The sequence below is a fragment of the Actinoplanes teichomyceticus ATCC 31121 genome (assembly GCF_003711105.1).
Classification (GTDB): Bacteria; Actinomycetota; Actinomycetes; order Mycobacteriales; family Micromonosporaceae; genus Actinoplanes; species Actinoplanes teichomyceticus.
Genome location: NZ_CP023865.1, coordinates 3,018,769 through 3,044,387, shown reverse-complemented (window position 1 = coordinate 3,044,387; position 25,619 = coordinate 3,018,769). Strand labels below are relative to the sequence as shown.

The 25,619-nt window shown below is 74.8% G+C and carries 17 protein-coding genes; 11 read left to right on the top strand and 6 right to left on the bottom strand.

The genetic code is table 11. The features are described 5' to 3' along the window. Nucleotides 1–61 precede the first annotated feature (61 nt). Nucleotides 62–1,678 carry a copper resistance CopC/CopD family protein gene (locus ACTEI_RS13615; RefSeq protein WP_122977994.1) on the top strand — a complete coding sequence of 539 codons (1,617 nt, stop codon included), beginning with the start codon at nt 62–64 and terminating at the stop codon, nt 1,676–1,678. On the opposite strand, the gene ACTEI_RS13610 is transcribed toward ACTEI_RS13615, so the two are convergent. Continuing rightward, entirely contained in the window at nt 1,656–2,483 is an 828-nt protein-coding gene (locus ACTEI_RS13610; protein WP_122977993.1) for a class I SAM-dependent methyltransferase, read from the bottom strand. The genes ACTEI_RS13615 and ACTEI_RS13610 overlap by 23 nt on opposite strands. Before the next feature lie 80 nt (nt 2,484–2,563). Here ACTEI_RS13610 and ACTEI_RS13605 point away from each other — a divergent pair, with 80 nt between their 5' ends. Beyond that, nucleotides 2,564–3,148 (top strand): TetR/AcrR family transcriptional regulator, encoded by a 585-nt coding sequence (locus tag ACTEI_RS13605; protein ID WP_122977992.1) that lies wholly within the window; start codon nt 2,564–2,566, stop codon nt 3,146–3,148. A 159-nt stretch (nt 3,149–3,307) separates the two neighbouring features. Then, nucleotides 3,308–4,117 carry a peroxide stress protein YaaA gene (gene yaaA, locus ACTEI_RS13600; RefSeq protein WP_122977991.1) on the top strand — a complete coding sequence of 270 codons (810 nt, stop codon included), beginning with the start codon at nt 3,308–3,310 and terminating at the stop codon, nt 4,115–4,117. Between the two features lie 42 nt (nt 4,118–4,159). Here yaaA and ACTEI_RS13595 read toward each other — a convergent pair whose 3' ends face one another. After that, a complete protein-coding gene (locus ACTEI_RS13595) occupies nt 4,160–4,741 on the bottom strand; it encodes an FKBP-type peptidyl-prolyl cis-trans isomerase (RefSeq protein WP_122977990.1) in 582 nt (193 codons plus the stop codon). 203 nt (nt 4,742–4,944) lie between these two features. On the opposite strand from ACTEI_RS13595, the gene ACTEI_RS13590 reads away from it, so the two are divergent. The 3 genes from ACTEI_RS13590 (at nt 4,945) to ACTEI_RS13570 (ending at nt 13,252) form a co-directional block, all read left to right on the top strand. Then, nucleotides 4,945–5,751, top strand: a complete 807-nt coding sequence (locus ACTEI_RS13590; RefSeq protein ID WP_239082590.1) for a hypothetical protein — start codon at nt 4,945–4,947, stop codon at nt 5,749–5,751. Nucleotides 5,752–5,830: 79 nt separating this feature from the next. Next, on the top strand, nt 5,831–11,647 hold the full coding sequence (locus ACTEI_RS38270; protein ID WP_244940680.1) for an MMPL family transporter: 5,817 nt from the start codon (nt 5,831–5,833) through the stop codon (nt 11,645–11,647). A gap of 195 nt (nt 11,648–11,842) precedes the next feature. Continuing rightward, on the top strand, nt 11,843–13,252 hold the full coding sequence (locus ACTEI_RS13570; RefSeq protein ID WP_122977989.1) for an SDR family oxidoreductase: 1,410 nt from the start codon (nt 11,843–11,845) through the stop codon (nt 13,250–13,252). A 59-nt stretch (nt 13,253–13,311) separates the two neighbouring features. Here ACTEI_RS13570 and ACTEI_RS36945 read toward each other — a convergent pair whose 3' ends face one another. The 4 genes from ACTEI_RS36945 to ACTEI_RS13550 all read right to left on the bottom strand — a co-directional run bounded on the left by ACTEI_RS36945 (nt 13,312) and on the right by ACTEI_RS13550 (nt 18,663). Continuing rightward, a complete protein-coding gene (locus ACTEI_RS36945; protein ID WP_164465939.1) occupies nt 13,312–14,196 on the bottom strand; it encodes a hypothetical protein in 885 nt (294 codons plus the stop codon). A 79-nt stretch (nt 14,197–14,275) separates the two neighbouring features. After that, the gene (locus tag ACTEI_RS13560) at nt 14,276–15,088 is read right to left on the bottom strand and encodes an SWIM zinc finger family protein (protein ID WP_239082592.1); all 813 of its coding nucleotides are present in this window, start codon (nt 15,086–15,088) and stop codon (nt 14,276–14,278) included. Beyond that, nucleotides 15,081–18,095, bottom strand: a complete 3,015-nt coding sequence (locus ACTEI_RS13555; protein WP_239082593.1) for a DEAD/DEAH box helicase — start codon at nt 18,093–18,095, stop codon at nt 15,081–15,083. Before ACTEI_RS13555 ends, ACTEI_RS13560 begins: the two co-directional genes overlap by 8 nt. Nucleotides 18,096–18,237: 142 nt before the next feature. Beyond that, nucleotides 18,238–18,663, bottom strand: a complete 426-nt coding sequence (locus ACTEI_RS13550; protein WP_122982125.1) for a DUF5990 family protein — start codon at nt 18,661–18,663, stop codon at nt 18,238–18,240. Between the two features lie 142 nt (nt 18,664–18,805). Between ACTEI_RS13550 and ACTEI_RS13545 the strand changes: the two genes are divergently transcribed. The 5 genes from ACTEI_RS13545 to ACTEI_RS13525 are packed head-to-tail and all read left to right on the top strand — an operon-like array spanning nt 18,806 to nt 25,216. Next, nucleotides 18,806–19,720: a tetratricopeptide repeat protein gene (locus tag ACTEI_RS13545; RefSeq protein ID WP_122977985.1), complete on the top strand. Its 915-nt coding sequence runs from the start codon at nt 18,806–18,808 to the stop codon at nt 19,718–19,720. A 45-nt stretch (nt 19,721–19,765) separates the two neighbouring features. After that, the gene (locus ACTEI_RS13540) at nt 19,766–20,437 is read left to right on the top strand and encodes an alpha/beta hydrolase (RefSeq protein WP_239082594.1); all 672 of its coding nucleotides are present in this window, start codon (nt 19,766–19,768) and stop codon (nt 20,435–20,437) included. Between the two features lie 10 nt (nt 20,438–20,447). Beyond that, nucleotides 20,448–21,686 carry an ATP-grasp domain-containing protein gene (locus ACTEI_RS13535; protein ID WP_122977983.1) on the top strand — a complete coding sequence of 413 codons (1,239 nt, stop codon included), beginning with the start codon at nt 20,448–20,450 and terminating at the stop codon, nt 21,684–21,686. A gap of 32 nt (nt 21,687–21,718) precedes the next feature. Then, nucleotides 21,719–23,911 (top strand): glycoside hydrolase family 9 protein, encoded by a 2,193-nt coding sequence (locus ACTEI_RS13530; protein ID WP_122977982.1) that lies wholly within the window; start codon nt 21,719–21,721, stop codon nt 23,909–23,911. A 45-nt stretch (nt 23,912–23,956) separates the two neighbouring features. Beyond that, on the top strand, nt 23,957–25,216 hold the full coding sequence (locus tag ACTEI_RS13525) for a cytochrome P450 (protein ID WP_122977981.1): 1,260 nt from the start codon (nt 23,957–23,959) through the stop codon (nt 25,214–25,216). The last annotated feature ends 403 nt before the right edge of the window (nt 25,217–25,619 follow it).

The window sequence follows — 25,619 nt, the reverse complement described above, 5'->3', positions numbered from 1 at the left end:
TGCCTTGAACCTTTCCGCATCCCCATCCGAACTATCCTCCGTGACCGGGAAATCTCCGCGCTTGGCGTTGCTGCTCCTGATCGTCCTGGGAGTGCTGCTGGCGGCGCCGGAGTCCGCGTCGGCGCACGCCGCGGCGGTCGGGTCGAGCCCCGCGCCGGGCAGTGTGGTGGGCGTCTCACCGACCGAGGTCACGGTCACCTTCAGCGAGGCGGTCCGTGCCGTCGGCGGGAACGTGCAGGTGCTCGCGCCGGACGGCGAGCGGATCTCCGGGCCGGCCACGGCGCGCGGCGCGGTGCTGCACATCCCGGTCCGCACGGCGAAGCGGCCGCTGGGGACGTACCTGGTCAGTTATCGCGTCATCTCGGCCGACAGCCACCCGGTGGGCGGCGCGATCACCTTCTCGGTCGGCGCGCCGTCGGCGCGGCCGCGGGCCGCGACCACCACCGGCGCCCATCCGTCGGTGGCGGGCGCCGTTCCGGCGCTGCGCCTGCTGGGGTACGCCGGTCTGACCCTGATCGCCGGTCCGGCGATGTTTCTGGCGCTGCTCTGGCCGCGCCGCCGCGCCCGGGCCGGGGCGATCCGTACGGTGTGGCTGGGTGTGGCGCTGACCGCGGTGGCCACCCTGGGCGCGCTGGGCACCCAGGCGCAGCAGGGCAGCGGCGCTCCGCTCTGGCAGGTCACCGCCGGGGAGCTGGGCGAGGTCGCCACCAGCCGGTTCGGTCTGCTCCTGCTGGCGCGGCTGGCCGTGCTGGCGCTGCTCACGATCCTGCTGCCGCCGCTGCTGCGCGGCACGGGCGGCCGAGCGCGCGGCGCCGCGGTGGCGCTGCTCGGGCTGGGCGCCGCGGCCACCTGGCCGCTGACCGGGCACGCGGTCGCCGCGCCGCTGCCGGCGGTCACCGTCGCGGTCGGGGTGGTGCACCTGGCGGCGATGGCGATCTGGCTGGGCGGGCTCGTCACGCTGCTCGGGTTCCTGCTGCGCGGCACCGACCGGCGGGTGCTCGGGGTGCTGCTGCCGGTGTGGTCGCGCTGGGCCGCGCTGGCCGTGGTCTGGCTGGCGATGGCCGGCACGGTGCAGGCGGCGGTGCAGGTGGGCACGCCGGCGGCGCTGGTGCAGACCGGGTACGGCCGGCTCCTGCTCGCCAAGCTGGGCGTGCTGGCGCTGGTGCTGGCCGCCGCGGCCGCCGCCCGCCGGTTGGCGCGCCGCTCGGCGGGCGGCGGCGGGCTGCGCCGCACGGTGGGTGTCGAGGTGGCGGCGACCGCGGTGATCCTGGTGTTGAGCGCGGTCCTGGTGCAGGTGGATCCGGGCCGGACCGCGGGGGCGAAGGCGGGGGCGGTCACCGGCGCCGGGGTCTCCGAGACGCTGACCTGCCCGCTGTACGCGCTGCAGTTCAACATCTATCCGGTGGAACTGGGCGAGTACAACACCGTGCACGCCTTCCTCTACACCCCGGAGGGCAAGCCGCTGGCGCCCGCGGAGTGGCAGATCAGCACGCAGCCGGCCGGCCGGGGGCTGGAGGCGGTGCGGGAGCCGCTGCTCGGGCTGAACCCGCCGCACCACGCGCTGGGCTCGGTGTCGTTCCCGCTGCCCGGGACGTACGAGGTGGCCTTCACCATCCGGGTGGACGACCTGAACCGGGCCACCGTGCGGACCACCGTCACCGTGCCGCCGAGCTCGTGACCCGGGACCGGTCGCGCACCGCGGTGACGGTGACCGAGGTGTACGCCATGATGAAGCTCCCGCCGATCCGGTCGATCGCCGCGCCGAGCGCCTCGGCGAGCTGGGCGAGCTGCCCGGCCGGCAGCCGGGTGAGCGCCCCGGACGTCGGCATCTGGTCCAGCCACTCGTCCCGGGTGTACGTCCTCGTCCAGTCCACGTGCCACTGTTGCGGCTCGCCGAAGCCACCGGCCGCGCGGATGCCGTCCGCCGCCCTGGTCAGGATCGGCTGGTAGCCCTCCAGGGGCGGCGGGGCGGGCAGCGGCCCGGGCTGGAACGGCGAGTCGGGCACCAGCCGCCGATAGACCTCGCCGAAGGCGGCGGCCACCTCGTCCGGCAGCCGGAAGGTGTGCCAGAACGGGGCCAGCCGGCCGCCCGGGCGCAGCGCCTGGGCCGCGCGGGCGGCGCCGGCGACCGGGTCGATCCAGTGCCAGGCGGTGCCGGCGGCGACCAGGTCGAACCGGCGGCGGGCCGGGTCCCAGTCCTCGAACCGGGCGACCTCGACGTCGATGCCGGTGGCGCGGGCGAAATCGGCCATCCGCGGGTCCGGCTCGACACCGACGACGGTGCAGCCGGCGGCGCGCAGCTGCCGGGCTTCGATGCCGGTGCCGCAGCCGGGGTTCAGCACGGCGCGGCCCGGGGTGGCGTCCAGGATGCGGGCGAGCAGGGCGGCCGGGTAGGGCGGGCGGGTGCGGTCATACCGCTCGGGGTCGACGCCGAACGACTCGGCGGCCTGCCGGAACCGGTGCGGCGCGGGCTGAGTGGGCATGTGCCCACTCTAGTGGGCAATAGCCCATTCGGGAACCGGGTAGGTTGATCGGTGCAGGTGGGACGCAGAAGGGAACGCCGGTGCCGACAGGGGTCGCCCTCCGCGACGTACGCCGTCAGTTGTTCGAGGCCGCCGACCGCATCCTGCTGCGCGCCGGGCCGAGCGGGCTGACCAGCCGGGCGGTGACCACCGAGGCCGGCTGCGCCAAGGGCGTGCTGCACCGGCACTTCGAGGACTTCGACGCGTTCCTCGCCGACTACGTGCTCGACCGGGCGAGGCGGCTCGATCCGGAGGCGGCCGCGCTGCGTGCGGCGGCCGGCGCCGGCACCGTCGCCGGGAACCTGACCGCCGCCCTGACCGCGGTCTTCGGCTCGGTCGCGGTGGCGATCGTCGCGCTGATCACCTTCCGGGACGAGCTGCGCGCCCGGCTGCGCCACACCTGGCCGGCCGGGGTGCCGGTGCTCACCGAGGCGGCCGAGATGATCGCCGACTACCTCGCCGCCGAGCGGGAACTGGGCCGGATCCCGCCCGGCGCGCAGGTGGAGACGCTGGCCGCCATGCTGATCGGGACCGGCCACCTGCTGTTCGCCGACCGCACCGGCGACCCGCCCGCCGAGGAGACCGTGCACCGGATGGTCAGCTCGATCCTGCCCGGCGCCGCCTGAGCGGAACCGGCGAGCGCGGCCGGCGGTACCTGAGCGGAACACCGCGAGGGCGGCCGGCACGGTGCGCGGTGCCGCACGTCGGGATACCCGGGCGTGACGAACGCGGCACACCGGCGAGGGCGGCCCGGTCCGCGGCCCGGTGACGGCTAGTCTCGCCGCGTGCTGATCCTGCTGCCGCCGTCCGAGGGCAAGACGCCCGCCACCTCCGGTGACCCGGTGGACGTCACCGACCTGTGGCTGCCCGAGCTGGGCGCCGCACGCACCAGGGTGCTGACCAGGCTGGTGGCGATGTGCCGGCGGAGCAGCGCGCGCTCGGTGGCCGACTCGCTCGCCGTGCTCGGGCTCAGCGACGGGCAGCGCGGCGAGATCGCCCGCAACGCGGCCCTGCCGGAGGCGCCGGCCGCGCCCGCCGCCGAGGTCTACACCGGGGTGCTGTACGAGGCGCTGGACGCGGCGACGCTCGACGACGCGGCACGCAGGTGGCTGTCCGAGACCGCCGTGGTGTTCTCCGGGCTGTGGGGTGTGGTCCGGCTCGGGGACCGGATCCCGGCGTACCGGTGCTCGGTCGGGGTGACGCTGCCGGCGCCGGTCGGCGGGCTCACCGCGTACTGGAAGAAGAACCTGAAGAAGGCGCTCGACCGGGCCGCCGCCGGCGGGCCGGTGCTGGACCTGCGCTCCGGCGCGTACGCGGCGATGTGGACGCCGCCCGCGGAGACCGCGGGCCGCGTCGCGGCCCTGCGGGTGCTGCACGAACGCGTGGTCGGCGGGGTGGCCAAGCGGTCCGTGGTGAGCCACTTCAACAAGGCCACCAAGGGCCGGCTGGTACGCGCGCTGGCGGTCGGCGCCGCGGCGCCGGCGAGCGTGGACGACCTGGTCACCGCCATGCGCGACCTCGGATTCACGGTCGAGGAACGACCCGCCCCGGCCGGCCGGCCGCGCCAGCTCGACGTCGTCGTCGCGCAGCTGTGAGACGCCTCCCGCCGGGTCCCGGCCGGGACCCGGCGGGAGGGGTCACTGAGCGGCCAGGATGTCGACGACGAACCGCAGGTCCTCCTCCTTGTAGGCGAGCGCGGCCGGCACGTCCAGCTGCAGCCGGCTGCCCACCCGCTGCCCCGGGATGCCCTGGTCCCAGCCCTGGATCAGCTGTCCCACACCGATCGGCGAGGTGAACGGCTGGCCGCGGCTCCACGACGAGTCGACCACCTCGCCGCCCTTGTACGGGATGAGCTTGTAGTTGAACGTCACCGTCTGCCCGGCCTTGACCACCGGCCCGGTGCCCTTCACCAGCTCGGTGACCACCAGTTTGGTGAGCGGGCCGCCGGTGCCCGGCTGCACGTCCGGCTCCTTGGACAGCTCCGGCGACAGCGAGCCGGCCGGCGCGCCGGCGTCCGGCTGGGCGGCCGCGCTCGTCGAGCCGGCCGGCGACGGGGTCGCCGCCTCCTGGGTGGTGGCGGTGCCGGTCGCGGCGGGCTGCTTTTCGTCGTCGCCGCCGGACCGCACCACGAAGAACACGATGGCCAGCACCACGAAGACGAGCACGCCGGCCAGGCCGCCCATGATCGCCTGGCTGCGGCGTCTGCTCTGGTCACTCATCCGTCAAGCTCCTCGTGCTCAGTCGGAAACTCCGGACACGGTACTCGGACCGGGGAGCAAAGGCGCGAAGAATCTCCGCCGAATCTCCGATGGCGACGATCCACCGTACGGGCCGTCCCCGCACCCGCCCTTCACCGCCCGCGCCGGAGATGAGATCGTTTCATCCGCCCTGGTCCGATCCACGCACGCCCGCTGGAGAATCGTTGCGCCCTCGCCGCCCCGAGGTGCCGGAGGTGCTGCTCGCCCCCGGCACGCCACGCTGGCGGGACCACCTCGGCCCGGCCGCGGTGATCCTGGCCGGCGTGCTGGTCGTGGTCGTCGTCGGCCTGGTCGCCCGCGCGATCCGAGCCGGCGACGCGCCGCCGGAGACGACCCCGGCGATCGGCGCGGTCACCGACCCGCCGCTGGCCCAGGTGCCGATCCCGCTGCCCAGCCCGTCGGTCTCGACCAGCCCGCCGCCGGTCGACTCGATCGTCGTCGAGGCCGGCTCCGTGCCGGACACCGTCGACCTGGCCGAGGACGGCACGATCGACTGGGTGCACTGGGGCGAGCAGGGCACGTACGCTCTGGAGCGCGACGCCGAGGGCGGCTTCGCCATCCTGGAGGGCACCCCGGACGCGCCCCGCTACCGGCACACCAGCAGTCCCGAGCGCTTCCGCTGGACCGGCGGCACCCCGGCGGCCGGCAACGACGGCACCACCAGCGGCATCCGTACCTGCGGGACCGGCAACGGCTTCACCCTGTCCGCGCCGGCCACCACCGACCTGCACACGATGCGGCTCTACCTCGGCGCCGCCCGGGCCCAGGGGCGGCTCACGCTGCGGCTGAGCACCGGCGGAGAGCCGGTGACCGTACGCCTCACCCAGCGCGGCGGCTCGCTGGCCACCCGGAAATACACCGTCGACTACCGCGCCACCGGGCCTGGCAAGATCTCCATCGAGTGGATCACCGAGAAGTCGTACGGCGCGGACTGCGGTGGGGTCGCGCTGCAGGCCGCGACCCTCTCCTAGGCACTTTCGCACGGCTCTTTTCTGGCATCGCACGACTAACCGGTGGGCGGCTCGGCCGTTACCGGGAAAGGGGAACAGGGTGTTCGCGGGCTGGGGATCGCGGGTCGCCCGCCTCCGGTGGCAGGTGCTGGTCGTCACGCTGGTGACGGTCCTCGGCGCCGGAGTCTGGGGCATGGGCGTTTTCGGACAGCTCACCGAGGGCGGCTACGCCGATCCGACGAGCGAGTCGGCACGCGCCGCCGACCTGGTCGCGGAGGCGGTCGGCGGCCGGGGCGGTGACGTCATCGCCATCTACACCCCCGCCACCGGCACCACGATCAACGACGCCGGGCTGGCCGGGCGCATCCGGGAACGGCTGTCGTCGCTGCCGGAGTCGGCGGTCGTGGCCACCACGTCGTACTGGGACTCCCGGAACGCGGCCTACGCCGCCGAGGACCGGTCCAGCGCGGTCGCGGTGATCACCCTGGCCGGCGCCGACGACGCGGCCAAACTCGATGCGTACGACGACATCGATGACCGGTTCGCCGTCGACGGCGCCACCGTTCAACTGGCCGGTGGCATCCCGCTCGCGCACACCTCCAACCAGCGCTCCACCGACGACCTCGCCTTCGCCGAGATGGTCTCGATGCCGGTGGTGCTGCTCCTGCTGCTGTTCATCTTCGGCTCGCTGGTCGCCGCGTCACTGCCGGTGCTCGTCGGCGGGTGCGCGGTCCTCGGCGCGCTCGGCGTGCTGCACGCCATCGCGCTCGCCCACGAGGTCAACTCGTTCGCGGTCAACGTGGCCAGCCTGCTCGGGCTCGGCATGGCCATCGACTACGGCCTGTTCATGGTGGGCCGCTTCCGCGAGGAGCAGGCCGGTGGGCACGCCTCGGCCGAGGCGGTACGCCGTACCGTCGCCACCGCCGGCCGTACCGTGCTCTTCTCCGCGACCCTGCTGATGACCGCCCTCGCCGGCCTGCTGTTGTTCCCGCAGGGTTTCCTCAAATCCCTGGCGTACGGCGGCCTCGCCGCCGTCTTCCTCGCCATGCTCCTGTCGCTCACGCTGCTCCCGGCGATCCTGGCCGTCCTCGGCCCGCGCGTCGACAAGCTGCCGGTCCGGCTGCCCGGCCGGCGCGGTCCCCGCGAGGACGGCGGCGGCTGGCACCGGCTCGCCGGATTCGTGCTGCGCCGCCCGGTGCTGGTCGTCCTGCCGATCCTGGCCGGGTTGATCGCGCTGGCGCTGCCGATCGGCGACGTCCGGTTCGGCGAGAACGACGAGCGGATGCTGCCCGCCGGCGACCCGTCCCGGGTGGCCGTGGAGACCCTCAAGACCTCATACCCGCAGTTCAGCAGCGACGGCGTGCAGGTCGTCGTGCGCGGCAGGCCGAACGACGTCGCCGCGCGGCTCGCGAAGATCCCCGGGGTCGCCGCGGTCACCCCGGCCGGGGCCGGGGCGGGCGTCACCGTCTTCAACGCCGCGCTGAGCAGCACCGACTCGTTCAGCTCCACGGCCCGGCGAGTGGTCGACGACATCCGCGCGCTCCAGCCACCGGCCGGCGGCCAGATCCTGGTCGGCGGCGTCACCGCCCGCAACGTCGACAGCCTGCACGCGATCGGCGACCGGCTGCCGCTGATGATCGGGCTGCTCACCGGCGCCACCCTGCTGCTGATGTTCCTCGCCTTCGGATCCGTCCTGCTGCCGATCAAGGCGGTGGTGATGAGCGGACTCAGCCTCAGCGCCACGTTCGGCGTGCTCGTCTGGCTGTTCCAGGAGGGCCACGGGGCGGGCCTGCTGCACGTCACGCCGGCCCCGCTGGAGGCCGGGATCGTGGTGCTGATGGCCGCCGTGGTGTTCGGCCTGTCCACCGACTACGAGGTGTTCCTGCTGTCGCGGATGGTGGAGGCGCGGACCCGGGGAGCCAGCACCGCCGAGGCGGTCACCACCGGCCTGACCCGGACCGGACGCGTGATCAGCGCGGCCGCCCTGCTGCTCATCGTGGTCACCGGGGCGTTCGCTTTGTCCACCGTGACCACGATGCGCTTCGTCGGCGTCGGCATGATCATCGCGCTGGTGCTGGACGCCACCGTCGTCCGCATGCTGCTGGTGCCGGCGGTGCTGGCCCTGTTCGGGAACGCGGCCTGGTGGGCGCCCGGGCCGCTGCGGCGGCTGCAGGAGCGGGCCGGCCTCGCCGAACACGCCGGTGAGGAGCGGCTGGAGAGCGCCGAGCTCGAGGACACCGGCGCGGCGGCGGGCTCCGGCGCGCCGGAGTTGGCGGGCGCCGGCCGGACGCCACGGGTCGCCGACGCGGAGACCGAAGTGCTGGAGCTGCCCGGCGCGGCGGAGCGTCCGGCGCGGTCGCCGCTCACCGGGCCGGACGCGGTGACGACCGTGCTGCCGGTGCTCGGCTCTGGGCAGGAGCAGCTGGTCACCGCGCCGGACGAGACCTCGATCATCGTCTGGGGTGAGGAGTCCGCTGGTGAGACGGCTGATGAGGCCGCCTCCGCCACGGATGCGGCCGGGCCCTCTTCGGCCGCCGCTCCCGCCACCACGGATGCCGCCGCTCGGTCCTCCTCGGTCGCGCCGTCGTCCCCGGTCGCTTCCGCGGCGGGCGGCCCGACCTCCTCGCCGGGGGCGGGTTCCTCGGCCGGATCGGGGCTGTCTCCGCAGGCGGGGTCCGCGCCGGAGGTGGGCGCGGGTGATGACGGTCGCTCCGACGGTGAGGGGATCGTTTCCGGTCAGTCGCGGGCGGGTGCGGACGACATCGTCGGAGCCTCGGACCGCACTCAGGTTCTTCCGGTCATCGCCGCCGGGCAAGACTCGCTGAGCACACCGCCCCCGGCCGGCGACGAGCCCGGCGTAACGGACCATGCGGCGGACGACGCGGAGGAACCGGGCGGTTCGGTGTCGGCGGGGCCGGATGAGCCTCCGGCCGTCGCCGCTCACCCGGCGGCATCCGCTGTCGCGGCCCGCTCGTCGGACGACACCCCGGCCGTGGCCACCGACGTCCCGGAGGCGTCCGCTGGCGCCTCGTCCCCGGCCGCTGTCGCCGACGACGCGGCGGCGACGGCGGCATCCGACCGGACGCAGGTCATGCCGGTGATCACCGGTGCGGGCGTACCGGCTCCGGCCGCCACCCCGGGTGCGGCGGGAGTGACCGCGCCGCACCCCGCCGAGCCGGGCACGGCCGACCTGACCCAGGTTCTCCCGATCTACTCGGAGGCCGCGGCGTCGGCCGCCATCGGCACCGGCACCGCGCCGCCGGAGGAGGCACCGCCGCTGTTCGCCGAGACCGCGTCGGCGTACAGCCTCAACGGGCTCGCCGCGGAGCCCCCCACCTCGCTCTCCAGCGAACCCACAACCGCCCGCCAGCCTTCCGACCCGGAGTCGGAGCCGGACCCGGAGCCCGGGCCGGAGCCGGAGCCCGGGCCGGAGCCGGAGCCCGGGCCGGAGCCGGAGCCCGGGCCGGCGGACGCCTTCCCGGCGCCGTTCCTCCAGGATCCCGCCGACGGTCCATCGGCGGCGGCTCAGCCGAGCCCGGACGTGGCGCAGATCGCGAACGGCGGTCAGGACGAAAACGCCGACGCCGCGCTGATCACCTCGGACGCCACCCAGGTGCTCCCCATCTACCGAACCGCCGTCGAGGTGCCTGCCGGTACCAGCGACGCCGAGCAGCCGGCCGCTGACTCCCCGGCGGACGCTGACTCCCCGGCGGACGCTGACAGCGAAGCCACAACCGCGCCGGCGGCGGACGCCACACGGCCACCGGAAGCCGCGAGCACCACCGGAGCCACCCGGCCGGAGCCCGCACCGTCCGAGGACACCGCACCATCAGCGGACGCCACAACCCCCGAGGACACCGCACCGTCGGCGGAGCCCGCAACGCCGGCAGACGAATCCCTGGATCCTGACGCACCGAAGGGGGACCGCGAGGACATCGCCGCGACAGCGACGACCTCTGCTCCGAGCTCCGGCGACATGCCCCACTCCGGCAACGCGTCCGGAGAACCGGCCGATCCCGCCGTCGCGGCTGCGGGTCCGAGCACCTCCGGGACCGGTGAGGTGGAACAGGCCGGTACTGACAGCGCGTCCACCGACCCGCACCACCCCGGCCCCGATACCGAGCGGGTGGCCGGATCCGACCGGGCGAGCGTCGACACGGGCGCGGCGGAACATGTCCTCGTGCCCGAGGTCGCGCCGGTCAGTGCGATCCCCGCTGAGGTGGCGGACGCCTTCACCTGGATGTCGGACCCCCGTATCGCGGGAATCGTCCGGGCTCCGGGCGCTCCGGTCGGCTCGGATTTCACGTGGCTCTCCGGCTCCGGGGACACGGCTGACGCCCCGGCTGCGCCGGAGCCGGCCGATGCCGAACCGGTTCTCGCCGGGACCGCGACCGATGCCACGGGCGAGCACCGGATCACCCCGAAAGCCGAGGAGCGGGCACCCGCCGATCTCGGGTCGCCCGCCGTCGATGCCGGTCCCGCCGTCGATGACGGGCCCGGAGACGATGACGGGCCCGGAGACTATCCCACCGGCCCTGCTGACGCGGATCGTGCGCAGCCGCCCGGTGTTCCCGCCACCCGCCCGAACCGCCCGGCGACCCTGGGCGACCTGCCCGCTCCATCCCGGCGCCGGGCTCACCCCGGCGCCGCGGAGGAGTCGGCCACCGGGCCGCGGTCCCCGGAGCCGGTGACCGAGACTGATCCTTCGCCAGCTGCGAAAGGCACGAGCGACGCCGAGTCGGCCACCGCGACCACGCCCGGCGATCCCGAGGCCACCGCGACCACCACCGGCGACCCCAAGGCCACCGCGACCACCACCGGCGACCCCGGGGCGACCGCGACCACGGCCGGCGACCGACTTCCGGGCGACCCGGCGACGGCCGAGGAGTCACCCCGAGCGGCAACCAGCCCTGCGGCTGACCTCGCACCGGACGAAACTCCGCAGGTCACGACCGAAGCGCCGGCCGAGAGTGAGACGGAGTCGGCGGAAGCGACCCCCGCCGAGGAGCGCACGGAGCCCGACGCGGCGGCGGACGCCGGAACCGAACCGGGTACGGAAGCAGACCCGAAGGCCCGACCGGCGGCGTCGAACGAGGCGGACGCCGAGGAGGTCGAGCCGACGGCCGAGGAGGTCGAGCCGACGGCCGCACCGGTCAGCGCGCCCGCTTCCCGGCCACGGCCGCAGACCCTGGACGAGTGGCTGCACGGCACCACGCCCACCCGATCAGCCGACCCGGCCCCGGCACCCCGCCCGCAGACGCTGGGTGACCTGCCTCCGGTCAGTTCGGTGCCGGTCAGTTCCTCGCCGGCGCGGCGCCCGCAGACGCTGGACGAGTGGCTGCACGGCAGCCCGGCGCCGGGCCGCCCGCAGAGCCTCGGCGACCGGCCGGCCGGCGACGACCGCCCGGTCAGCTCGCCCGCATCCCGGCCACGGAGCCTAGCGGACTGGCCCGGCGACAACCGCCCGGTCAGCTCGGCGGCCCCGCACCCCGAGGCGGACCGGCCCGTCAGCGCGGCCCCGCACCTCGGGGCGGACCGGCCCGCCAGCGCGGCCCCGCACCCCGGGGCGGACCGGCCCGCCAGCGCGGCCCCGCACCCCGGGGCGGACCGGCCCGTCAGCGCGGCCCCGCACCTCGGGGCGGACCGGCCCGCCAGCGCGGCCACACCGCGTCCATCGAACCCGCAGGACCAGCCCACCGGCGACGAGCCGGTCAGCTCGGCGGCACCCCGGCCGCAGACGCTGGACGACTGGCTGAGCGGTGGCCGGCCACCGGCGGCCGGACGGCGCCCGGCGACGCTCGCCGACCACTCCCCCGGGCCGCGACGCCCGCGTCCGGGCACCGACGACCCGGCCGCACCGGACCGCCCCACGGACCAACGCGCCGGCCACGACAGCGACCCGGACCCGACCCGGTGACCGGCACCCGCCGATGCGCGCCCCAGCCCGGCGGGGCGCGCATCGGCGACGGGAGCACGCGACGGACGCACCCCGCCCCCGTCGTACCGGAAGGCGAGGTGACCCGGACCCCTTGCCGGACGCGCGCGGCGGCCGATAGGACCGCGAGGTAATACAGTGCCTGGCGACAGTTCGGCCGAGAAGGAGAAATCACGAATGACCGGCAGTGACCCGACCGTGGGCGTGGACCCGGACCGCCTGGCGGTCTGCCTCGCCGTCCTGGCCGAGGTGGAGGCTCTGCCGGTGGAGCATCCGGACGCGGTACGGGTGCGGCGCGCGACGGCCGGGCTGTTCAAGACCGCGAAGCTGCAGCGGCGCAGGGATCGCCGGCAGGCGGTTCTCGCCAACGACCGGGCGGTGACCGCGGCGACCGCGACCGGGGCGCCGGGGCGGATCGACGACGAGACCGCCGGCATCCCGCTGAAGAGCGCGACGGCGGGCGCGACGGCCGGGATCCTGAAGCAGGCGCGCGGCTGTTACGTGTGCAAGCAGCGCTACACCGTGGTGGACGCGTTCTACCACCAGCTCTGCCCGGACTGCGCGAAGCTGAACCATGCGCGCCGGGAGGCCCGGACCGTTCTGACCGGGCGGCGGGCGCTGCTCACCGGCGGCCGCGCCAAGATCGGCATGTACATCGCGCTGCGGTTGCTGCGTGACGGCGCGGACCTGACGATCACGACGCGGTTCCCGCACGACGCGGTGCGCCGGTTCACCGCGATGCCGGACAGCTCGGAATGGCTGCACCGGCTGCGGATCGTCGGGATCGACCTGCGTGACCCGGCGCAGGTGGTGGGCCTGGCCGACTCGGTGGCGGCGCGCGGGCCGCTGGACATCCTGATCAACAACGCGGCGCAGACGGTGCGGCGCACGGCCGGGGCGTACTCGGCGATCGCGGCCGCCGAGGCCGAGCCGCTGCCCGGCGGGAAGCTGCCGGAGCTGGAGTACTTCGGCGGCGCCGGCAGCTCGCCGGCGGCGGTGCTGACCGCCGGGACCACGACGCTGACCCCGCAGCAGGTCACCGAGCTGGCGCTGACCGCGCGGTCGGTGCAGATCGACGCGGGCGGCCTGGTGCCGGACACCACGCCGACCAACAGTTGGAGCGACCGGGTGCACGAGGTGGACCCGCTGGAGCTGCTCGAGGTGCAGCTGTGCAACGTGACCGCGCCGTTCGTCCTGGTCAGCCGGCTGCGGGCGGCGATGACCGCGTCGCCGTTCCCCCGGCGGTACGTGGTGAACGTCTCCGCCATGGAGGGCATCTTCAGCCGCGGCTACAAGGGCGCCGGGCACCCGCACACGAACATGGCGAAGGCCGCGCTGAACATGCTGACCCGCACCAGCGCGGCTGACATGTTCGCCGACGGCATCCTGATGACCAGCGTCGACACCGGCTGGATCACCGACGAGCGGCCGCACCCGACCAAGATGCGGCTGCACGACGAGGGTTTTCACGCCCCGCTGGACCTGGTGGACGGCGCGGCCCGGGTGTACGACCCGATCGTGCGCGGCGAGCAGGGCGAGGACGTGTACGGCTGCTTCCTCAAGGACTACGCCTCCGTGGCCTGGTGAGGCCCATCGCGGGCCACACCCGGTGACGGGTGCGGCCCGCGTTTCCCGGCGGTCGTGATCTACGGCTTCGGCCAGGTCCTGGTGTCGTGGTCGCCGCGCGGGCGGCCGGGCATCCCCTTCGGGCCGTGCTGGTCGTGCGAGGCGCCGAGCGGACCGCCCCACGGCCCGTCGTCGTCGCCACGGTCCCGGTCACCCCGGTCCCGGTCACCCCGGTCCCGGTCACCCCGGTCCCGGTCGCCACGGTCCCGGTCACGGTCCCAGTCGCCGTGGCCCCGGCCCTGGTCGCCGCAGCCCCGGTCACGGTCCCAGTCGCCGTGGCCCCGGTCCCGGTCCCCGGCACCATGGCCACGGTCGTCGCAGTCCCGACCCCGGTCCCGGTCACCCCGGTCCCGGTCGCCGCGGTCCCGGTCGCCGGCACCGTGACCGCGGTCGTCGCAGCCCCGGCCCCGGTCCCAGTCACCGCGGTCCCGGTCGCCGGCGCCATGACCGCGGTCATCGCAGTCGCGGCCCCGGTCGCCGTGGCCACGGTCGTCGCCACGGTCCCGGTCGCCATGACCGTGGCCGTGGTAGGGCCGGCCCGCGTAGTCCGGCCGGTACGGCCAGCCGCCCGGCCACGGGCCGTCCCAGTCGTTCCATTCCCAGTCGTCCTCCTGGACGACCAGCTGGAAGACCCAGCCGCGCCACCCGTAGCGGACGGGGTTGCAGTCGTATGCGTCCCAGGCGCCGTACCGCCGGCCGGTCCAGCCGGCACGCTCGCACGCCCACTCCGTGCGGTAGTAGCCGACGACGGCATCGCCGCCCCAGTCCGACACCCGGGTGGCGGCGCCACCGCCGGAGGCCGACGAGGCGCCGGCCGGGGCGGCCTGCACCGGGCTCACGCCGATCATCGCGCCTGCGGCGACACCCATGCCGGCGAGCGCCAAGAAACGCTGTGCCTTGTTCATGTCACACCTTTTCGGACATAACGTCATTACGCACTTAGCGCATCACGGTCGTCCGAACGGGTCCGGCGTTTCGCGGGATCTAGTCCTTTCGACCGACCCCCGACGTGTCCGAAAAGGCGCGGAAAGCCGGGCGGAGCACCTCGGTCAGCGGCTGCCCGAGGTGGTCGAGTCGCGGCGGGTCAAGCTGGTCGAGCAGCGCGTCGGAACGCCCACCGGATGGCTCCTGACCTGCGGATTCGCTGAAGTCGAGGCGGCTGCCCCAGAAGGCCTCCGGGTCCTGCGGGTCGATCGACGGGGCGTCCGGCTCCGGTACGGTCTCCGCCCGGCCATCCGTTCTTTCAGCATCGGTCACGGGGTCGCGCGCCGCGGCCGCCTCACGCAGCCGGCGCAGCCGCATCAGCAGCTCGTCGCGGTGCCGCCCGCGCCAGGCGAACACCTCGAACGGGTCGGTCCGGAACGCCCGGGCCAGCGCGTAACACGTCGCGGCCAGATGCACGCACGGCATCGGCCAGCGCTCGCAGGTGCAGTCCATCGCCACCTCGTCGAACGAGAGCGGCAGCAGGGTCAGCCCGGCGCCGGCGAAGACCGACTCGATCCCGGGCGGCATCCGCCCGTCGAGCAGCCCGGCGACGAACCGGGCCTCCTTCACCAGGACCGACTCCACCCGCGCCCACTCGGCCGCGCCGAAGGCACGCACCGCGATCCGGGCCCGGAAGGCGGCCGGGTCGTCCGGGCCACGGACCAGGGCGACGGCCAGGCTGCTGGAGACGGTCAGGCTGCGGACGTGCCCGGCCCGCTCGTCCCGCCGGCCACGGGCGAACGTCGGGCCCATCCGCAGGGACTCGAACATGCCCAGGAACGCGGGCGCGAAGTCGGTGTCCGGCTCAGTCAACGATCGCCTCCGGGGCCAGCGCGAACAGGTCACGCAACTCGTTGGTGGACAGCGCGGTCAGCCAGCCCTCGCCGGAGCCGACCACCCGCTCGGCGAGCACGCCCTTGTCGGACAGCAACTGGTCGATGCGTTCCTCCAGGGTGCCGAGACAGACCAGGGTGTGCACGTGCACGTCGCGGCGCTGCCCGATCCGGAACGCACGGTCGCTGGCCTGCGTCTCGGTCGCCGGGTTCCACCAGCGGTCGAGGTGCACGACGTGGTTGGCGGCGGTCAGGTTCAGCCCGGTACCGCCCGCCTTCAGCGACAGCACGAACACGCCGGGCCGCTGGGCCTGCTGGAATTCGGCGACCATCGCGTCCCGGGCGCCGCGCGGCGTGCCGCCGTGCAGGAACGGCACCGGCACCCCGAAGCGCGCGGCCAGGTGCGGGGCGAGCATCCCGCCGAACCGGGCGAACTGGGTGAAGCACAGCACGCTCTCGCCGCCGCCCAGAGCGTGGTCGACGATCTCCTCCAGCCGGTCGATTTTGCCGGATCGCCCGGGCAGCGGCGACGCGTCCTTGAGCAGCAGCGCCGGGTGCACGCAGACCTGTTTCAGCTTGGTCATGGCGGCCAGCACCAGCCCCTTGCCGCGGGTGCCGCCCGGCTCGGCGAGGCGCTCCATCAGCTCGTCGAGGACGGCGCGGTAGAGGCTGACCTGCTCGGTGGTCATCCCGCACAGGTGCCGGACGTGCCGTTTCGCGGGCAGGTCACCGGCGATGCCCGGGTCGGCCTTGGTGCGGCGCAGCAGGAACGGGCGGGTGGCCTGGCGCAGCCGGGCGGCGGCGTCCTCGTCGGAGTACCGCTCGATCGGGACGGCGAACCGGGCCCGGAAGGTGTGCGCGGAGGCCAGCACGCCCGGATTGACGAAGTCCAGGATCGACCACAGCTCGGCCAGCCGGTTCTCCACCGGGGTGCCGGTCAGCGCGATCCGGTTGCGGGCCGGGAAGCGCCGCACCGCCCGGGCCGCCGCGCCCGCGCTGTTCTTGATGTGCTGCGCCTCGTCGAGCACCACCCGGTCCCACTGCACCGCGGCGAGCGCGTCGGCGTCGCGGACCGCGGTCGCATACGTCGTCAGGAGCAGGTCGGCTCCGTCGGCGAGCCGCGCCGGATCGGCCCGGTCGGCGCCGTGCAGCACCCGGACCCGCAGGGCCGGCGCGAACCGCTGCGCCTCCCGCTGCCAGTTGCCCAGCACCGACAGCGGGCAGACCAGCAACGCCGGGCCGTCCCGCCGATGCAGCAGCAGGGTGAGCAGCTGGATCGTCTTGCCCAGCCCCATGTCGTCGGCCAGGCAGGCGCCCAGGCCCAGCGAGTCCATGAAGGCCAGCCAGGAGAAACCCCGGACCTGGTACGGCCGCAGCACCGCCCGCAACTCGCCGGGCGGCTCCAGCAGCTCCAGCCGCTCGTCGAGCTCCCCGCTGAGCAGGCCGGCCAGCCAGCCCTCGCCGCGCGCGTCGGTGACCGGCAGCGGCAGCTCCTCCGGCGGCAGCAGCCGGATCATCCGCAGCGCGTCGCCGGCGGTCATCGTGCCGCCGCCCCGGCGCAGGAAGGCCAACCCGGCGGCCAGCCGCTCCGGGTCCAGGAACACCCAGCGCCCGCGCAGCTTGACCAGCGGAACCTTGGCCCGCGCCAGGTCGGCCAGGTCGTCCTCGGTGAGCGTACGCCCGCCGAGGGCCAGCCCCCACCGGTAGTCGACCAGGTCACGCAGCCCGGCGGCGTGGTCGCGCAGCACCGGCGCGATCGGCTCCCGGCTGCGCACCCGCAGCGACAGACCGAGCCCGGGGCGCCGCCGCCACCAGGCCGGCAGCAGCACGCCGTAGCCGGCGTCCGCCAGCAGCCCGGCGTGGCGCAGGAAGCCGTGCGCGCCCTCGGTGTCCAGGATCATCTCCGCCGGGTGTGCCTCGCGCAGCGCCTCGCCGAGCGCCGGGTGGAGCCGGGCGGCGCGGCCCAGTCCGGCGAGCAGCCGCTCCTGCGGATAGGAGGTCCAGCGGCGTAGCGGGGTGAACCGGTCCCGCCAGACGTCGGCGGCCGGGACCAGCACGCTCGGCTCGTCCGCGGCCTGCAGCAGGAACTCCAGGCGCCAGGCGTCGTGCGGCAACCGGACGTCGCCGGGCAGGACCGGCTCGTGCTCGCGCGGGTCGCTCAGCCGGAAGCAGACCCGCACCTCGGAGCCGCGGGCGGCCTGGGCGAACCAGCCGTCGAGGGAGCGGATCAGCTCGTCCAGCCGGTCGGTCGGGGCGTCGAACTCGGGCTCGCCGGTCAGCGCGGCCAGCCACCCGTCCCCAGCCAGGGTCACCCCGGCCTCGGCCAGCCGGGTCCGGGCCAGGCCGTCGACCAGCCGCTCCAGCGCGGCGGTGAGCAGCTCCCCCGCCGATCCCGCGGGGCCCGCGCCGGGGCGGCGCACCGATGGACCGGGGCCGGACGTGTCCGCCCGGCAGGCGGGCGGCATCCGCTCCAGCAGCGTGCCGTGCCGGGCCGCGTCGGCGCCGATCAGCACCGGCCGCCAGCACGCCACCGGGCGCGCGCCGTCGAGGCGCACGCCGGGCAGCACCCGGCCGCGCCGCACCAGGCTCGCGGCGAACCCGCACAGCTCGATCATCCAGCGGACCCCCGGCGAGATCCGCCCGTCGAACTCGGCTGCCAGGTCGGCGTCGAGGAACGGCACGCCGACGGCCGGCACCCGCCACACCCGCGCCCGCCGCACTCCGCGCCGGGGTGGCACGCCGACCTGCGGCGACGGCAGCGGGCCGGCCCCGGTGGAGGGCAGCATCAGCAGCGCGGGCCCGCGCCGCTCACCGGGCGGCAGCTCACCGGCCGGCACCGCGAACGGGTGCCACGGGGCCCCGCGGCCACCCGCCGGCCCGACGGTCGGCGTGCCGCCCTCGGCCCACAGGTTCAGCCCGCCGTCGCGGGAGACGAAACCGTGCAGGACGCGGACGCCCGGCTCGGCGGTGGGCAGCAGGTTCGGCACGCCGACGACTCTAGGCCGCCCCTGCGACACTTTCCGAGCCGCCCACCGGCCGCGACCGGCGGGCGAAGCCGCCCGGGGCGCCCTGCCGGCGTACCCCGGACCGGCGCCCCGGGACGTCCCGGGCCCGCGCCGGCCGGCGGCGTCACTCCAGGGCCCAGGCGATCACGGGTGGGCGCACCCGCGCGCCGCGCGGGCCGCCCGCCTCGTCGGTCAGCCGCAGGCGCCCCACCAGCACCCCCGGCCCGGTGAAGGCGCCGCGCAGCAGTGGCCCCGGCACATCGCCGAACAGCAGCTTCGCGCGCCGGAACACGGCGAACTCGGCGCCGCGCCCGGCGCCCCAGCCCAGGTACAGGAAGCGGGCGCCGGGCCGGCCGTGCACCCAGGGCCCGCCGACGTCGAGCAGCCCGTCCACCTCGCGGGCGGTCACCTCGAACGCCCAGACCGCGGTGTCCGCGGTCACCGGGACCCGGCCGACCACCTCGGCGCGCCGCTGGACCCCCACGTGCACGTCGTTCAACCGCAGTTGCGCCGACTGCGGCAGGTCGCGCCCCTCGATCCGGATCCGCATGCCGACACCATAGGGCCGCTGAACCGTGCCCGGGATGGTCCGGGTGGCCGCCGACACCCCACCGGGAGGGACGATATTTCCGATATGTCATTTTTTATACTGATCGGACCGCCGGGCCGGGCGGGCGGCAACTGGAGGTCGGGTGGCGGAGATCTACCGGAGCGCGCATGCTGCCGTGACCATCGCGGCCGCCGAGAACGAGCGCGGGGAGCTGCTGCGCCGGTCCGGCCGCCCGGCGGAGGCCGCCGAGCACTTCGCGCGGGCTCTGCACACGCTCGCGGCGGCGCCCGAGCCGGACCCCGGGACGCACTCGGCGATCCTGAACAACCTCGCGCTGACCGCCCACGAGCGGGGCGAGCTCGCCCTGGCCAAGCGCTACCTGGTCCGCTCGCTGGAGGTGGGGCCGCTGGTCGGCGACCCGGTCGGGCGGGCGATCACCTACGACAACCTCGGCGTGGTCGAGGTGGAGCTGGCCCGGCAGGCCGGCCGGGCGGCGCCGGCGCACCTGGCCGAGGCCGAGACCCGCTTCGCGGCCGCCGAGCGGCTGTTCCGCAGCGCGCTGCCCGCGGCGGTGGACGACTACCTGCGGTCGGTGCTGAACCGGGCGGACGCCGCGGCGCTGCGCGGCGACACCGACCGGCTGGACCGGCTGACCCGGCACGCCATCGAGCTGTCGACGCACCACCGCGTCGCGCCGGACAACGCGCTGGACGCGATCACCCTGCGCGGCGGCTTCCTGCACCGGCACCGGGACCACCCGCGATCCGCGGTGGACCTGATGACCGCACGGCTGCCCGCCCTGCTGCCGCACTGCCCGGCCGAACGGACCGAGGCGGCGCTGGGCGTGCTGCTGCGGGCCGCGGCGGCGACCGGCGATCCGGACCTGGTCGACGACGTGGCCGCGCGCATGGCGGAGCTGGCCGGCGCCGGCGGCGGGCCCGGCGCGGACGGACCGGCCCGCCGGAATCGGCGCGGGGACCGCCGGGCCGCCGAGCCGGGCGCCACGATGGCCGCCCAGCCGCCGCGAAGCACGGCGCGAAGCACGGCGCGGAGTTAGGGTGCGTGCATGGGAGCGGGCCGATGGCGGAGGATCCGCCTGCCGATGCCCGCCCTGCAATCCGTGGTGACCGCCCGGATCTGGTCGCCCGGGCAGGACACCGACCGGATGCTCATCGCCCACGACGGGCCGGAGTACCAGCGCCGCGGCGGGCTCGCCGAGCACGCGGCGCGCGCCGCCGAGCGGGGCCGGGAACCGGCGTACCACCTGGTGCTGCTGCCGAGCGGGGACCGCGACGAGTGGTATTCGGCCTGCCCGGCGTACGCCGAATCGCTCGCCCTGGACACCCTGCCGCGCCTGCGGGCCCGCCTCGGGACGCGCCGCGCCGTCGGCGCCGGCGTCAGCCTCGGCGCGCTCGCCATGCTGCACGCGCAGCGCTGCCACCCGGCCGGCTTCGCCGGCCTCTTCCTGCAGTCGGGCAGCTACTTCCAGGCCCGCCACGACCGCCAGGAGTCCGGCTTCCGGCGCTGGTCGCGCATCGTGCGCTACGTCCGGCGGGTGCTGGTCGCCGGCCGCGGGCCGGCCGTGCCCGCGACCCTGACCTGCGGCACCGTCGAGGAGAACCTGGCCAACAACCGGGACATGGCGGATGCGCTGCGCAGACAGGGGTATGCGGTGACCCTCGCCGTCGGCCCCGGTGGGCACGACTGGACCACCTGGCGCGAGGCGCTGGATCCCCACCTGACCACCCTGCTGAACCGGGCCTGGCCGAACTGAGGAGGCGATCGTGGCCGATGTCGAGCACACCATCGGATTGCTGCTGGGCACCGAGGACGACTGGCCACGGGCCTTCGAGGCGCTGCTGCGCCGGCTGGGTACGGTCACCGGGCCGGACGGGCTCTCGCACCGCACCCGGCCGGTACGGGTCACCATCGAGCCGTTCAACCTGCGCGACAAGCCGAAGCACGAGCTGGTCATCGACCGGCTGGCGTACTGGTACTACCACCCGCGGGAGTGGCTCAAGAAGATCGCCCTGATGGACGACGTGTACCTGCTGAACAGCCCGTTCACCTTCCAGTCGATGGAGAAGCACGCGGCGTACTGCGCGATGATGCGGCTCGGGCTGAAGGTGCCGGACACGGTGCTGGTGCCGTTCAAGAATCCGCTGGACAACTCCCGGTGGGCGTACACCGCGGCCCGGTACAACCGGCCCTTCGACCTGGAGGCGACGGCCGCCTCGATCGGCTACCCGCTGTACATGAAGCCCTACGACGGCGGGGCCTGGGTGGGCGTCTCGAAGATCCGCAGCCAGGAGGACCTGCACGCGGCCTACGACGCGTCCGGCGAGCGGCTGATGCACCTGCAGGCGTCCGTCGAGGACTACGACGCGTTCGCCCGCTCGCTGACCATCGGGCCGGAGACGATGGTCATGCGGTTCCAGCCGGACCAGCCGATGCACGCCCGCTACCAGGTCGACCACAACTTCCTGTCGGACTGCGCCGGCGAGGAGGTGGTGACCATCTCCCGGGTGGTCAACGCGTTCTTCCGGTGGGAGTTCAACTCGTGCGAGTCGCTGGTGCGCGGCGACGAGGTGTACCCGATCGACTACGCCAACGCCTGCCCGGACGTGGCGCTGACCTCGCTGCACTACTACTTCCCGTGGGCGATGACCGCGCTGCTGCGGTGGACGGTGTTCTGCGTGGTGACCGGCCGGCGGATGCGCCTGGACACCGACACCGCGGACTACTTCGCGGTGGCCGACGATCCGGCGTTGTCGTACCCGGAGAAGCTGGCCCGCTACCGGGCGCTGGCCGACCGGTACTTCGAGGTGGAGCGGTACCAGGAGTTCTGCGACAAGCATCTGAGCACCGTCGACGGGATCGTCTACGACTGGGTGACCTCGGAGGAGTTCGCCTCGCTGCTGCGCGAGACGGTGCGCGCGACGTACCCGGTGCACGAGCACGAGAAGTTCCTCGCGCACTTCACCGGGCTGATCGATGCCTGGATCCGCGACCAGAACCGTTGACGCGGTAACGAACATGTAATAAATACGTTCCCATGCATCTATGGGAGCGCTCCCGAACCGTGGCTGCGATAGCCGCCCTGCTCGTCGCCGGCGCCGCCGCCCCGGCCGCGGCCGACGAGGTCGAGCAGGTCGTCAACGGCGGCTTCGACGACACCACCGATCCCTTCTGGTCCACCTCCGGCATGCCGATCACCCGCGTCGACGGGCGAGCCTGCGTGGACGTGCCCGGCGGCACCACCAACCGCTGGGACGCCGCGATCGGGCAGAACGACATCGACCTGGTCGCCGGCGAGACCTACCGGTTCAGCTTCGACGCGTCCGGCGACGCCGGGCACGTGGTCCGGGCCATCACCGGGCTGGCGGTCAGCCCGTACGACACCTACTTCGAGCAGTCGCCGGTCCTCGGCGACCTGAAGCACTACGAGTACACCTTCACCGCCTCGGCCGACACCGACCAGGCACAGGTCGCCTTCCAGCTGGGCGGCAGCGCCGAACCGTGGCGCTTCTGCGTGGACAACGTCTCGCTGGTCGGCGGCGTGCCGCCGGAGGTCTACGTGCCGGACACCGGGCCGCGGGTCCGGGTCAACCAGGTCGCCTACCTGCCGTCCGGGCCGAAGGCCGCCACCCTGGTCACCGAGGCGACGACGGCCCTGCCCTGGCGGCTGGCCAACGCCGCGGGCAAGGTCGTCGCCAGCGGCCGGACCACCCCGCGCGGCGTCGACGCGTCCTCCGGCCAGAACGTGCACACCATCGACTTCGGCCGGTACACCCGGGCCGGCCAGGGCTACACGCTGACCGCGGACGGGCAGACCTCCCGCCCGTTCGACATCGGCGGCGACGCCTACGACCGGCTGCGCGCCGACGCGCTGAAGTTCTACTACACCCAGCGGTCCGGCATCGAGATCCGCGACGACCTGCGCCCCGGGTACGCCCGCCCGGCCGGCCACGTCGACGTGGCCCCCAACCAGGGCGACGGCAACGTGCCGTGCCAGCCCGGCGTCTGCGACTACCGGCTCGACGTGCGCGGCGGCTGGTACGACGCCGGCGACCACGGCAAGTACGTGGTCAACGGCGGCATCTCGGTCTGGGAGCTGCTCAGCGAGTACGAGCACTCCCGCGGCGCGGGCCGGCTCGACCTGGCCATCCCGGAGAGCGGCAACCGGGTCCCGGACATCCTCGACGAGGTGCGCTGGGAGCTGGACTTCCTGCTGAAGATGCAGGCTCCGTCCGGCATGGTGCACCACAAGATCCACGACCAGGCCTGGACCGGCCTGCCGCTGCTGCCGCACCTCGACCCGCAGCCGCGTGAGCTGCACCCGGTCTCCACCGCGGCGACGCTGAACCTGGCCGCCACCGCGGCTCAGGCGGCCCGGATCTACAAGCGCTTCGACCCGGCGTTCGCGGCCCGCGCGCTGGGCGCGGCGCGCAAGGCCTACGCCGCCGCCAAGACCAACCCGATCGTGTACGCCCCGGAGACCGACGGCGTGGGCGGCGGCGCCTACAACGACCCGAAGGTCACCGACGAGTTCTACTGGGCGGCCGCCGAGCTCTACCTGACCACCGGCGAGAAGCAGTACGCCACCGACGTGCAGGCCTCGCCCGAGCACACCGCCGACGTCTTCGGGCCGGTCGCCTTCGACTGGGCCTCCACCGCGGCCGCCGCCAAGATCGATCTGGCCCTGCTGCCGAACCGGCTGCCCGGCCTGGCCAAGGTCCGGGCGCAGCTGCTGGCCGGTGCCGACAAGTACCTGGCCATCCAGAAGGAGCACCCGTACGGCGTCGCCTACGCTCCGGCGAACAACACGTGGGACTGGGGCTCGGCGAGCATCGTCGCCAACAACGTGGTCGTGATCGCCGCCGCGCACCAGCTCACCGGCCGCGACCGGTACCGTGACGGGGTCGTGACCGGGCTGGACTGGCTGCTCGGCCGCAACGCGCTGAACATCTCGTTCGTCACCGGGTACGGCGAGGTCAGCGCCCAGAACCAGCACAGCCGCTGGTACGCCCACCAGCTGGACCCGGCGCTGCCGAACCCGCCGGCCGGCAGCCTCGCCGGCGGCCCGAACTCGTCGATCCAGGACCCGCTGGCGCAGGAGAAGCTCACCGGCTGCGTCGGCCAGTTCTGCTACATCGACGACATCCAGTCCTGGTCCACCAACGAGCTGACCATCAACTGGAACGCGGCGCTGGTCCGGCTCAGCGGCTACGTCGCCGAACTGTCCTAGATCACCTGACGCGACGGCGGCGTTTCGTGGCGTAACCTGCGAGTCATGCAGGCCCTGCGATTCGCCGCCGCGCTCTACCGGCGCCAGCTCGCCATCCACTACTGGGGCCGGGTGCGGCGGGACCCGCTGTCCCGGCTGCACCTGGCCCCGGGGCGGGACGATCCGTATGCCATCTACGACGCGGTGCGGGCGTACGGGCCGCTGATGCCGACCCGGCTCGGCGACTACGTGAGCGCGACCCACGCCGTCTGCGACTCGGTGTTGCGCGACCGCCGGTTCGGCCCGCGCGCGGTGGAGATGAACGGCCCCGGCGCGCCCGGCGACGAGATCGACATGTCGTTCCTGGACAAGGACCCGCCGGAGCACACCCGCCTGCGCCGCCTGGCCCAGCCGGCGTTCAGTCCGAAACAGATCGCCGGCTACCGGCCGCTCGTCGAGCGGGTGGTCGGCGAGCTGCTCGCCGCGGCCGCCGCGAAGGGCACCTTCGACCTGGTGCACGACTTCGCCGCGCCGCTGCCGATCGCGGTGATCACCGATCTGCTGGGTGTCCCGGACGCCGACACGGAGGCGTTCGCCGAGCACGGCGCGGTGGTCGGCAGCGCCCTCGACGGGGTCCGCTCGCTGCGGCACGCGGCCCGGCTCAAAGCCGCCAGCGACGCCATCGACGACGTGTTCATCCGCCTGTTCGTGCTGCGCCGGCGGGAGCCGGGCGACGACGCGGTGAGCCGGATCCTGGCCGCCGAGGGCGACCGGATCGAGTCGCACGAGTTGCTGCCGATGTGCCGGCTGCTGCTGGTGGCCGGCTTCGAGACCACCGTCAACCTGATCGGCAACGCGGTCGGCGCGCTGCTCGACCACCCGCGGCAGTGGGCGGCGCTGTGCGCCGATCCGGCCGGGCTGGCCGACGCGGCCGTCGAGGAGACGCTGCGCTGGGACCCGCCGGTGCAGCGCACCGCCCGCTGCGCCCGCGAGGACGTCGAGGTCGCCGGCGTCCCGGTGCGCCGCGGCCAGTTCGTCGTGTCCCTGCTCGGCGGCGCCAACCGCGACCCGGCCGTCTACACCGACGCGGCGCGGTTCGACATCCACCGCACCCCGGAAGCCGACCACCTGGCCTTCTCCAGCGGCATCCACTATTGCATCGGCGCGCCGCTGGCCCGACTGGAGGCCGGCATCGCGCTGCGCATGCTGGCCGAGACGATGCCGGGCCTGCGCCGCGGCGGCGCGCCGCGCCGCCGCAACGCCAGCATCATCCGCGGCCCGCTGACCCTGCCGGTCACGGTCGGCCGGGTGCTCGCCACCCGCTGATTTCCCGGTACGCCCTGGTGGCCCCGCCCGCAGGCACAGGCCCACCCCCGCCCGTACCCCGGCGTGCCGCCGCCGACGCGACAGACCCGGCCGGCGCCGATCGTCGCCGTGGCAGCTGACACGCCCGGACGGGGTGCCCGGCACCAGCGGGTTGCCCGGCCCGGGCGGTGGTGACCCGGCGTCGGAGGTGGGGACCCGGCCGGGGCGGGGTGGCACGGCGCGGCGGTGCGCGCGGCCGCGGCCCGGCGCCGCTGCGACGCCGCGCGGCGAGGCACGGGGCTCGGCCGGTGGCCTGCGGACGGGGCCCCGATGTCGTATCCGATAGGGGTTGGGTTCGCCGGGCGAAGCCGGCGCTCGGACAGAGGCCGGTAACCCGGTCCGGCCGGCGAGCACACCGGACGAT

Excerpts from the sequence above, each read along its gene's own strand:
- ACTEI_RS13610 (WP_122977993.1), bottom strand. The coding sequence starts at position 2,483 with ATGCCCACTCAGCCCGCGCCGCACCGGTTCCGGCAGGCCGCCGAGTCG.
- ACTEI_RS13595 (WP_122977990.1), bottom strand. The coding sequence starts at position 4,741 with ATGAGTGACCAGAGCAGACGCCGCAGCCAGGCGATCATGGGCGGCCTG.
- ACTEI_RS13570 (WP_122977989.1), top strand. The coding sequence starts at position 11,843 with ATGACCGGCAGTGACCCGACCGTGGGCGTGGACCCGGACCGCCTGGCG.
- ACTEI_RS36945 (WP_164465939.1), bottom strand. The coding sequence starts at position 14,196 with ATGAACAAGGCACAGCGTTTCTTGGCGCTCGCCGGCATGGGTGTCGCC.
- ACTEI_RS13550 (WP_122982125.1), bottom strand. The coding sequence starts at position 18,663 with ATGCGGATCCGGATCGAGGGGCGCGACCTGCCGCAGTCGGCGCAACTG.
- ACTEI_RS13540 (WP_239082594.1), top strand. The coding sequence starts at position 19,766 with ATGCCCGCCCTGCAATCCGTGGTGACCGCCCGGATCTGGTCGCCCGGG.
- ACTEI_RS13530 (WP_122977982.1), top strand. The coding sequence starts at position 21,719 with ATGCATCTATGGGAGCGCTCCCGAACCGTGGCTGCGATAGCCGCCCTG.
- ACTEI_RS13525 (WP_122977981.1), top strand. The coding sequence starts at position 23,957 with ATGCAGGCCCTGCGATTCGCCGCCGCGCTCTACCGGCGCCAGCTCGCC.